This window comes from Flavobacterium anhuiense (assembly GCF_004151235.1).
Classification (GTDB): Bacteria; Bacteroidota; Bacteroidia; order Flavobacteriales; family Flavobacteriaceae; genus Flavobacterium; species Flavobacterium anhuiense_A.
This window is the reverse complement of record NZ_JUIV01000022.1, coordinates 69,122-79,136: the sequence shown is the minus strand read 5'-3', so window position 1 is coordinate 79,136 and position 10,015 is coordinate 69,122. Positions and strand designations below refer to the sequence as shown.

The 10,015-nt window shown below is 34.1% G+C and carries 9 protein-coding genes; 3 read left to right on the top strand and 6 right to left on the bottom strand.

What is annotated here, in order from left to right; translation table 11 throughout:
* Window positions 1-12 precede the first annotated feature (12 nt).
* From NU08_RS20000 to holA, 4 genes are all read right to left on the bottom strand, one after another.
* Window positions 13-738 (bottom strand): integrase core domain-containing protein, encoded by a 726-nt coding sequence (locus tag NU08_RS20000; RefSeq protein WP_129748828.1) that lies wholly within the window; start codon window positions 736-738, stop codon window positions 13-15.
* Between the two features lie 354 nt (window positions 739-1,092).
* Complete coding sequence (ettA, locus tag NU08_RS19995) at window positions 1,093-2,784, bottom strand: energy-dependent translational throttle protein EttA (RefSeq protein ID WP_129748827.1); 1,692 nt, start codon at window positions 2,782-2,784, stop codon at window positions 1,093-1,095.
* 46 nt (window positions 2,785-2,830) lie between these two features.
* Entirely contained in the window at window positions 2,831-3,013 is a 183-nt protein-coding gene (locus tag NU08_RS19990; RefSeq protein WP_008464023.1) for a CAL67264 family membrane protein, read from the bottom strand.
* 62 nt (window positions 3,014-3,075) lie between these two features.
* The gene (holA, locus tag NU08_RS19985; RefSeq protein WP_129748826.1) at window positions 3,076-4,080 is read right to left on the bottom strand and encodes a DNA polymerase III subunit delta; all 1,005 of its coding nucleotides are present in this window, start codon (window positions 4,078-4,080) and stop codon (window positions 3,076-3,078) included.
* 93 nt (window positions 4,081-4,173) lie between these two features.
* Between holA and NU08_RS19980 the strand changes: the two genes are divergently transcribed.
* The 3 genes from NU08_RS19980 to NU08_RS19970 are packed head-to-tail and all read left to right on the top strand — an operon-like array spanning window position 4,174 to window position 6,536.
* Window positions 4,174-4,629: a type I restriction enzyme HsdR N-terminal domain-containing protein gene (locus tag NU08_RS19980; RefSeq protein WP_129748825.1), complete on the top strand. Its 456-nt coding sequence runs from the start codon at window positions 4,174-4,176 to the stop codon at window positions 4,627-4,629.
* A gap of 21 nt (window positions 4,630-4,650) precedes the next feature.
* The gene (locus NU08_RS19975; RefSeq protein WP_129748824.1) at window positions 4,651-5,670 is read left to right on the top strand and encodes a glycosyltransferase family 2 protein; all 1,020 of its coding nucleotides are present in this window, start codon (window positions 4,651-4,653) and stop codon (window positions 5,668-5,670) included.
* 32 nt (window positions 5,671-5,702) lie between these two features.
* Window positions 5,703-6,536 (top strand): flagellar motor protein MotB, encoded by an 834-nt coding sequence (locus NU08_RS19970; RefSeq protein WP_008464017.1) that lies wholly within the window; start codon window positions 5,703-5,705, stop codon window positions 6,534-6,536.
* 192 nt (window positions 6,537-6,728) lie between these two features.
* Here NU08_RS19970 and NU08_RS19965 read toward each other — a convergent pair whose 3' ends face one another.
* Window positions 6,729-7,349, bottom strand: a complete 621-nt coding sequence (locus NU08_RS19965; protein ID WP_066035223.1) for an L-threonylcarbamoyladenylate synthase — start codon at window positions 7,347-7,349, stop codon at window positions 6,729-6,731.
* Between the two features lie 136 nt (window positions 7,350-7,485).
* The gene (locus NU08_RS19960; RefSeq protein WP_129748823.1) at window positions 7,486-9,822 is read right to left on the bottom strand and encodes an ATP-dependent helicase; all 2,337 of its coding nucleotides are present in this window, start codon (window positions 9,820-9,822) and stop codon (window positions 7,486-7,488) included.
* Window positions 9,823-10,015: the final 193 nt, after the last annotated feature.

Below are 10,015 nucleotides of genomic sequence, written 5' to 3'. Positions count from 1 at the left end.
TGTAAAAGTTACTTATTTCGGTAACGGATTTATCATTTCGATTGGCTTTTTTCCATCAATTCCCTGATGTGGTCTTTCATGATTGTAATAATATAAATATTGCAGCAATTCTTCTTTTAGTTCTTCTTGAGAATCAAAATCTGTATCTCTCAATAAATCCTCTTCCAGAGTTCTCCAAAATCTTTCTACTTTGCCATTTGTCTGCGGACGGTAAGGTCTTGTATATCTGTGTATGATTCCAAGTTCCATCAGCATTCTTTCAAAAGGATGCTGGTGCTTTACTTTACTTGTTTTTATTCCAAATTCAGCGCCATTATCAGATAATATCTCTTCAAATTTTATTTCATAATGGCTGCTTAGGATGTTTAAGCATTTTAATGACGCAAACATTACAGTTAAACTGGTAATGTCAGGAACCAATTCTGCCCAGGCAATCCGGCTGTAATCATCAATTACACAGACTAAATAGAGTTTTTTGTTTTCTCCGCGAATTATGCTTTTACTTAAATAATGACAATCAATATGACCCAGCTGTCCCATTCTTTCTTTGATTATTTTCTGATGATTCTTTTTAATCTTCGGAGTTAATCTATTTATTTTATGTCGTTTTAAAATATTGTAAACTCCAGAATATGATGGTGTATGTTTTCCTAATTTGGGATTTAAGATACTAACAATTTCATATCTGTTGTTTCCTTTTTCTCTTAATTCAATTACTTTTTGCTCTATAAAAGGCAAAGGACGTCTGGTTTTATATTTTGGACCCCGCTTTTGAGGCAATAAATCTAAAGCCTTGCCACTTTGCTTATAGCGGTTATAATATTTTAAAAAGCCTTTTTATACAATGGATGTGTTTTGTTTTTTACCTGTTCATATTCTTTTATTAAAAAACGATACTTCTCTAAATAGTTTCGCTCTAAAGTCGAATCTTGACTATTATTTCTCATCTTAACAAAATTTATTAAAGTTAAATTTTGTTACCGAATTATCTAACCTTTACAGAAATGACAAACTAGATGGTAAAATAAAAAATCCCAAACTCCGATAAATTTGGAATTTAGGATTTTTTATATTTGAAATTTCCAGACCTTATTATCTGATCAATTTTCTGTATTTCAAACGTTTTGGAGTTAAATCACCACCAAGACGTTTCTTTTTGTTTTCTTCGTAATCAGAGAAACTTCCTTCAAAGAAATAAACTTCAGAATTTCCTTCAAAAGCTAGAATGTGTGTACAAATTCTATCCAAGAACCATCTGTCGTGAGAAATAATTACAGCACAACCAGCAAAATTCTCCAAACCTTCTTCAAGAGCACGAAGTGTATTTACGTCAAGGTCGTTTGTAGGCTCATCCAGCAAAAGTACGTTTCCTTCTTCTTTCAGAGTCATAGCTAAGTGTAAACGGTTACGTTCTCCACCAGAAAGCATTGATACTTTTTTGTTTTGCTCGCCGCCACCAAAATTGAAACGAGATAAGTAAGCTCTTGAGTTAACTTGCTTTCCTCCCATCATAATCAGCTCTTGACCATCAGCAAAGTTTTCCCAAATAGATTTATTTGGATCAATGTTAGCATGAGACTGATCTACGTAAGCAATTTTTACTGTTTCACCAACTGTAAATTCACCGCTATCTGTAGCTTGTTCGCCCATAATCATTTTGAAAATAGTCGATTTACCAGCACCATTTGGTCCGATAATTCCAACAATACCAGCTTGTGGCAAAGTAAAATTCAAATTATCATATAATAATTTATCACCAAAAGCTTTAGCAACATTTTTAGCTTCAATAACATTTGTTCCTAAACGAGGACCATTTGGAATGTAGATTTCTAATTTTTCATCCAATTGTTTTTGATCTTCATTCAATAATTTGTCGTAGTTCTGTAAACGCGCTTTTTGTTTAGTCTGACGACCTTTTGCACCTTGACGAACCCACTCCAACTCACGCTCTAAAGTTTTTCTACGTTTAGATGCCACTTTTTCTTCTTGAGCCAAACGGTTTGATTTTTGATCCAACCAAGAAGAATAGTTTCCTTTCCATGGAATACCTTCTCCTCTATCTAATTCAAGAATCCAACCAGCTACATTATCCAAGAAATAACGGTCGTGCGTCACAGCAATTACAGTTCCTGAATATTGTGCCAAATGCTGCTCTAACCACAAAACTGACTCAGCATCAAGGTGGTTGGTAGGCTCATCTAATAACAATACATCTGGCTGTTGCAATAACAAACGACATAATGCTACACGACGACGCTCTCCTCCAGAAAGGTTTTTAATAGGCGTATCTCCTTCTGGAGTACGCAATGCATCCATTGCGATTTCCAATTTTGTATCGATTTCCCAAGCACCAAGCGCATCAATTTTATCTTGTAATGCAGCTTGACGGTCCATCAATTTATCCATTTTATCTTGATCTTCGTAGTATTCCGGAAGACCAAACAAGTCATTAATTTGATTGTATTCTTCTAAAACTGCCATAGTCTCAGCTGCTCCTTCACGAACAATTTCGATAACTGTCTTAGAATCATCAAGAATTGGTTCTTGCTCCAAGTACCCAACTGTATAGCCTGGCTGAAAAACTACATCACCTTGGTAGTTTTTATCTACTCCAGCAATAATTTTTAAAAGTGAAGATTTTCCAGAACCATTAAGTCCCAAAATACCAATCTTAGCTCCGTAAAAGAAACTCAAATAAATATTCTTAAGAACCGGTTTGTCTGCTCCTTGATAGGTTTTACTCAATTTCTGCATTGAGAAAATTACTTTCTTATCGTCTGACATTTTTTATATTATTATATTAATTGTTATAATTTCAATTTAAACTGATTTAAACTCTTCCTTTCAAAGCATTGAATACCCACGCATTAGCAAAAAAGCCAACTCCAACAGCACCAAATCCCCAGCCCGAAACATCGCTGTATCTAAAGATTCCAAGACCTATAAGCAACAATCCCATAAGCACCATTATTAAAGTAGCCCATCCTAAAATGGTATTTTTATTCATTCCCATAATTGTATAAATATTTTTAGTGGCAAATTTTCAGAAACGCAAATATCGTGAATTTTAATGGCTTAATTAAAAATTTTATACAGCATTTCTTTTAACAAATCTGACTGAGGTAAAGCATTAGCACCCACACCTTTACTTTTGATATCAATATCTCGTAAAGCGCCAACAATCTGACTTACTTTTCGCATTGGATAATTTTTCACAGCCAAATCATATTCTTTTAAGAAATATGGATTCACTCCAAGTGCAGTTGCAACATTTTTAGGGCTTTTGTCTTTTAATCCGTGATATTTAAGTAGCTGAACAAAAAAACCGAATACCAATCCTGTAGTCATAACAAGAGGATATTCTTTTGGATTATGAGCAAAATTTTCTGCAATTTTATAAGCCTTCAATTGGTTGCGTTCTCCAATAGCTTTTCTAAGTTCAAACACATTATAATCTTTACTAAAACCAATATTTTCCTCAATATGTTCTGCTGTAATCATTGTTCCTTGAGGTAAAATAATCTGTAATTTTTCAAGTTCGTTATTAATTTTACTTAAATCCGTACCTAAAAATTCCACCAACATTGCATTGGCTTTGGGATCAATCGTATATTTTTTTCCAGCCAAAACACGTTTAATCCAGTCACCAACCTGATTTTCGTATAATTTTTTGCTTTCGTAAACAACGCCTTTCTGCCCTAATAGTTTGGTAACTTTTTTACGTTTATCAAGCGTTTTATATTTATAGCAAAAAACCAAAACGGTTGTTTGCATCGGATTTTCTACATAAGATTCGATTTTGTCAATTGTTCTTGATAAATCCTGAGCTTCTTTCACTATAACAACCTGACGTTCAGCCATCATAGGATAGCGCTTGGCCGTTGAAACAATATCATCAACCGATACATCTCTTCCATATAAAACTGTCTGATTAAAGCCTTTTTCTTCTTCAGCCAAAACATTCTCCTCAATATATTCCGACAATTTATCTATATAATAAGGTTCTTCGCCCATTAAAAAATAAATCGGTTTAATATCTCCAGCTTTAATATCGTTAACAATTTTTACTACTTCGTCCATTCAATCTTTTGTTTCAAGTTTAAAGTTTCAAGTTCTGCTTCAAAACTTGAAACTTTAAACTTGAAACCTGAAACTATTTTTTATTTTTGCTTTATGCTTAAACTTAATTTCCCAACTTACACTTTCCGATTCAAAAATAGCGAAAATAAAGTGTCTATTTTTGATGAAATCAGGAAAAAATTTATAATTCTTACGCCAGAAGAATGGGTTCGCCAACACGTAGTTCATTTTCTAATGCATGAAAAAAAATATCCCAAATCACTCATCAATGTAGAGAAAGTTTTAACTGTCAACGGATTACGAAAACGATATGATGTTGTAGTATTTAATCCAGACGGCTCTATACATATATTAGTAGAATGTAAAGCACCTGAAGTCAAAATCTCTCAAGCAACTTTTGATCAAATTGCTCGTTACAATATGACAATGCAGGCACGGTTTTTGAATGTCACAAACGGACTAAACCATTTTTACTGTCAGATGGATTTTGAAAACGAACGCTATGAGTTTTTAAGAAGCCTGCCTGACTATAAAGAAAACCATTTATAAAGAATAAATAATTAAGTACTTTTGGATAAAATAGCAGTTGTAATTTTAAATTGGAACGGAGTAAAATTGCTGGAGCAGTTTTTACCATCTGTTATTCAGTTTTCAGAAGGCGCAGCAATTTACGTTGCTGACAATGATTCTACGGATAATTCTGTTGCATTCGTTACAGAAAATTTCCCTACAGTAAAAATTGTAAAAAACTCAGGCAATCATGGTTTTGCAAAAGGCTATAATGATTCTCTAGAACATATTGATGCAGAAATATATGCATTGGCAAATTCAGATATTGAAGTTACAGAAAATTGGCTTCAACCTATTCTCGATACTTTCGAAAAAGAAAAACAAACAGCCATAATTCAGCCTAAAATTCTTGATTTTAAGAATAAAGAGTATTTTGAATACGCAGGAGCTGCCGGAGGTTTTATTGATAAATATGGTTTTCCTTTTTGCAGAGGAAGAATATTTGAGACAGTTGAAAAAGATAACGGACAATATAATGACAACATTGAATTGTTCTGGGCTTCGGGCGCTTGTTTCTTTATAAGAAAAAATGTTTATCACGAATTAGGCGGATTTGACGAAAGCTTCTTTGCGCATCAAGAGGAAATTGATCTATGCTGGAGAGCTGCTAACGAAGGACATATTATAAAGTATAATGCTCAATCTGTTGTTTACCATGTTGGCGGCGCAACATTACAGCAAGGAAATCCGAAGAAAACGTATTTAAATTTTAGAAACTCATTATTAATGATGGTCAAAAATCTGCCCAAAAGAGGATTGTTTTGGGTAATTTTCTTCCGTATGATTTTGGATGGAATTGCAGGTATCCGTTTTCTTACGCAGGGTAAAATCGGGCATACTTTTGCCATTTTAAAGGCACATTTTTCATTTTATTGCTTATCTTTAAAATATCTCAAAAAACGAAAAGATTTTCAGATTCAGCAATACTATATGGTGAAAAGCATCGTTTTCCTTTACTATATCAAGAAATTGACCTTATTTAAAGAAATCTTTAACAGTATTCAAAATATTAAAAACTAAATTTGTAATCAAGTCTAATTAAAATTAAATTTATGAGAAAAATAGTTATCGCACTATCAGTATTAATGGCACTGACATCATGTGTTTCTAAAAAGAAATATGCTGAGTTGGAAGCTAAAAACAAAGAGACTCAAGATTTGTTAAACTCATGTACTGTAAAATTAAACACGTGCTTAGAAGAAAAAGCTGGATTGGCTGCAACAGCTGAGAGCTACAAACAACATAATCAAGATCTGATCAATAGTTCTAAAGATTTAACTATCTTAACTACTAAAGGTGCTGAAAACCTTGAAAAATCTCTTGAAAGTTTAAAAGAAAAAGATTTAAAAATCGCTAGACTTCAAGACGCTTTAACTAAAAAAGACAGCGTTACTTTAGCATTGGTTACAAGCTTAAAAGGAGCAGTTGGAATCAACGATCCAGACATCGAAATCAATGTTGAAAAAGGAGTTGTATTTATTTCTATCGCTGATAAATTATTATTCAAAAGCGGTAGCTATGAAGTAAGCGACAAAGCGAAAACAGTTTTAGGAAAAGTTGCTAAAGTGGTTAACGATAAACCTGATTTCGAATGTATGGTTGAAGGCCACACTGATAACGTACCATACAAAAGCAACGGTATTATCTTAGACAACTGGGATTTGAGCGTTAAACGTTCTACTTCTATCGTACGTGTATTAACAAACGATCTTGGTGTTAACCCAGCTAAATTAATTGCTGCTGGTAGAAGCTCTTACGTTCCATTAGTTTCTAATGATACCGCTGAAGATAGAGCTCGTAACAGAAGAACTCGTATCGTAGTTATGCCAAAAATCGATCAATTCTATGATATGATTGAAAAAGAAATGAAAAAACAAGCAAAATAATCCTTGGTTTTACATACTATTAAACAGAAAAAGCAGGTCAATTGACCTGCTTTTATGTATTCTTAATTCTTATTTTAATTAATCAATTAAACGCAAAATTAAGAATAACATTATCTTTAAGTAACTAACTAAATTTTAACATAATAAAGTTACTCATTATTTTTTGTACTTTTATACTTTTAGTGTATTTTTTTACAAAATATCAATATCACCCTTACCTTCTCTTACTATAACTGGTTCATGTTCAGAAAGATCAATAATTGTTGATCCCACATTATCTCCGTAGCCACCATCTATGACCATATCTACAAGATGTTGCCACTTTTCAAAAATTAATTCTGGGTCTGTGGTATATTCTATTACATCATCTTCATCGCGAATAGAAGTGGAAACCACAGGATTTCCTAACTGGCGAACAATTTCTAATATGATATTGTTATCTGGAACACGAATACCAACTGTCGTTTTCTTTTTAAATTCTTTTGGTAGATTATTATTACCAGGCAGAATAAAAGTATATGGCCCCGGTAATGCTCTTTTCAAGATTTTAAAAGTTGATGTGTTAATCTGACGAACATAATCTGATAAATTGCTCAAATCATGGCAAATAAAAGAAAAATTGGCTTTCTCTAATTTTACTCCCTTTATTTTAGCAATTTTCTCCAATGCTCGTGAATTGGTAATATCACAACCTAAACCATAAACTGTATCTGTTGGATAAATTACCAAACCTCCATTCTGAAGCACTTTTACCACTTTGGCAATTGCGGCTTCACTAGGTTTGTCTGGGTATATTTTTATAAATTCTGCCATATCTTTTTGTTTCAAGTTTTTGTTTGTTTCATGTTTCAAGTTTGTCAGACTGAGCGGAGTCGAAGTCCTCATTAGTTGAAAAGCTCTTTGACTCCGCTCAGAGTGACAAATGTTTTCGAAACTTGAAACAATATTTTTATCCTACGACATCTAATTTAGCAAATCTTAACAACAATTTCTTAATTCCGCCTACTTCAAATTTAATTTCTGCTTTTCGGTCTGCACCTGCTCCTTCAAGATTAATTACTTCACCTTTTCCAAAACGTTCGTGCATCACCACATTTCCAACAGTCAATTTGCTGTCAAATAAATTCGAATTGCCATTACTTGGTGCATTTCCAGAAACAGGTTTTAATTTACGAATATTCAAATCTGGTTTAGGCTCATTTTTAGTAATATGAGCAGGAGGAGTTCCTCCAACCGGTTTGCTTAGCCTTAATTTTGATTTATCGACATCTCCAAAAATATCACCATCAATTGGCGATTTATAACGGTAACTTGTTTCGGCAGGTGTCAAATACTCTAAATATTGCCCATCGATTTCTTCAATAAAACGAGATGGTTCACTGTCTGTCAGTTTTCCCCAACGGTAACGAGATTGCGCATAGGTTAAATAAGCCTGATGTTCTGCACGAGTTAAGGCCACATAAAATAATCTACGCTCTTCTTCTAGCTCACTTCTAGTGCTCATACTCATAGCACTTGGAAACAAATCTTCTTCCATTCCCACCACAAAAACGTGAGGAAACTCTAATCCTTTTGCCAAGTGAATAGTCATTAAAGCTACACGATCTTCATCGTTAGTGTCTTTATCCAAATCTGTTGCCAGAGCCACATCTTCCATAAATTCAGAAAGTGCGCCTCTTGCCCCATCAATTTCTCTTTGTCCCTCAGTAAAATCTTTAATACCGTTTAATAGCTCTTCGATATTCTGAATTTTTGCCATTCCTTCAGGAGTAGCATCTTTCTTCAGTTCCTGAACTAATCCTGTCTTTTTAGCGACGTGATCTGTCAAATAAAAAGCATCCTGATTCTGATCGATAACCTGAAAACTCTGAATCATCGTTACAAAATCTTTCAGTTTATTCTTTGTACCAGCATTCAGTTTCAAATCGATTTTATCAATATTCACCATCACTTCCCAAATCGAACGTTTGTAATGATTAGCCGCAATAGTCAATTTTTCAATAGTGGTATCTCCAATTCCACGAGCTGGATAATTAATAACACGAATCAAAGCCTCTTCGTCTTTCGGATTTAGAACCAAACGCAAATAACATAAAACGTCTTTAATCTCTTTACGCTGATAGAAAGATAATCCTCCATAAATTCTATATGGAATATCACGCTTTCTCAACGCGTCCTCCATCGCACGCGATTGTGCATTAGTACGATACAATATGGCAAAAGATCCGTTATGAAGTTGGTTTTGCATTTTCTGTTCAAAAATCGTACTGGCAACAAAACGCCCCTCTTCAGCATCGGTCAAACTTCTATGAACCTTAATTTTTGGTCCAAATTCATTAGCTGTCCAAACCACTTTATCTAGTTTCGTTTTGTTGTGATCCATAACCGTATTGGCAGCTTCCACAATATTTCTTGTTGAACGGTAATTTTGCTCCAGACGAAACATCACAACACCTTCGTAATCTTTCTGGAAGTTTAGGATATTATTGATATTCGCACCACGGAAAGCATAAATACTCTGTGCATCATCTCCAACCACACAAATATTCTGAAACTTATCAGACAAAGCTCTTACAATCAAATACTGAGAGTGATTTGTATCTTGGTACTCATCAACCAGAATATAGCGGAAACGATTTTGATATTTTGCTAGAACCTCAGGGAAACGAGTCAGTAATTCATTAGTTTTCAATAACAAATCATCAAAATCCATTGCGCCGGCTTTGAAACAGCGCTCCACATATTGCTGATAAATTTCTCCCAATCGAGGTTTTTTAGACATCGCATCAGCCTCCATTAATTCTGGATTGTTGAAATACGCTTTTACTGTAATCAAACTGTTCTTATAACTTGATATACGTCCTAAAACCTGTTTTGGTTTATAAATATCACGATCCAACTGCATTTCTTTGATAATCGAAGAAATCAATCGCGCCGAATCCTGAGAATCGTAAATGGTAAAATTAGAAGGATATCCTAAAAGTTCAGATTCCGCACGAAGAATACGCGCAAATATTGAGTGAAACGTTCCCATCCAAAGATTTTTAGCCTCAGATGCTCCCACAATATCTGCAATTCTATGCTTCATTTCTCTTGCCGCCTTGTTGGTAAAAGTAAGCGACAAAATATTAAATGCATCAATTCCCTGATGCATCAAATAAGCAATTCTAATTGTTAAAACACGGGTTTTTCCCGAACCTGCACCAGCAATAATAATCATTGGCCCGTCTTTCTTTAGAACAGGCGCTCTCTGCGCTTCGTTGAGCTGGTCAATATATTTCTGCATGTAATTTTCTCCTTTTAGGCAAAAATAAGAATTTAAAGAGAAAGTTCCTAAGATACTGAGATGCTAAGGTTCTAAGTTTTTTTGAAGCCTAACAATTGGCATTTTATTAAACACGGTTTCCCGCTTTCGGCTATATCTCTCCGCTCCGCTCCGAGGATACTGCCTCAATCGGGGCTAAGGAACAAACATTTTT

What these genes read in the sequence shown, in the direction of transcription:
- ettA (WP_129748827.1), bottom strand. Translation starts at nt 2,784, where the DNA reads ATGTCAGACGATAAGAAAGTAATTTTCTCAATGCAGAAATTGAGTAAA.
- NU08_RS19990 (WP_008464023.1), bottom strand. Translation starts at nt 3,013, where the DNA reads ATGGGAATGAATAAAAATACCATTTTAGGATGGGCTACTTTAATAATG.
- holA (WP_129748826.1), bottom strand. Translation starts at nt 4,080, where the DNA reads ATGGACGAAGTAGTAAAAATTGTTAACGATATTAAAGCTGGAGATATT.
- NU08_RS19980 (WP_129748825.1), top strand. Translation starts at nt 4,174, where the DNA reads ATGCTTAAACTTAATTTCCCAACTTACACTTTCCGATTCAAAAATAGC.
- NU08_RS19970 (WP_008464017.1), top strand. Translation starts at nt 5,703, where the DNA reads ATGAGAAAAATAGTTATCGCACTATCAGTATTAATGGCACTGACATCA.
- NU08_RS19965 (WP_066035223.1), bottom strand. Translation starts at nt 7,349, where the DNA reads ATGGCAGAATTTATAAAAATATACCCAGACAAACCTAGTGAAGCCGCA.
- NU08_RS19960 (WP_129748823.1), bottom strand. Translation starts at nt 9,822, where the DNA reads ATGCAGAAATATATTGACCAGCTCAACGAAGCGCAGAGAGCGCCTGTT.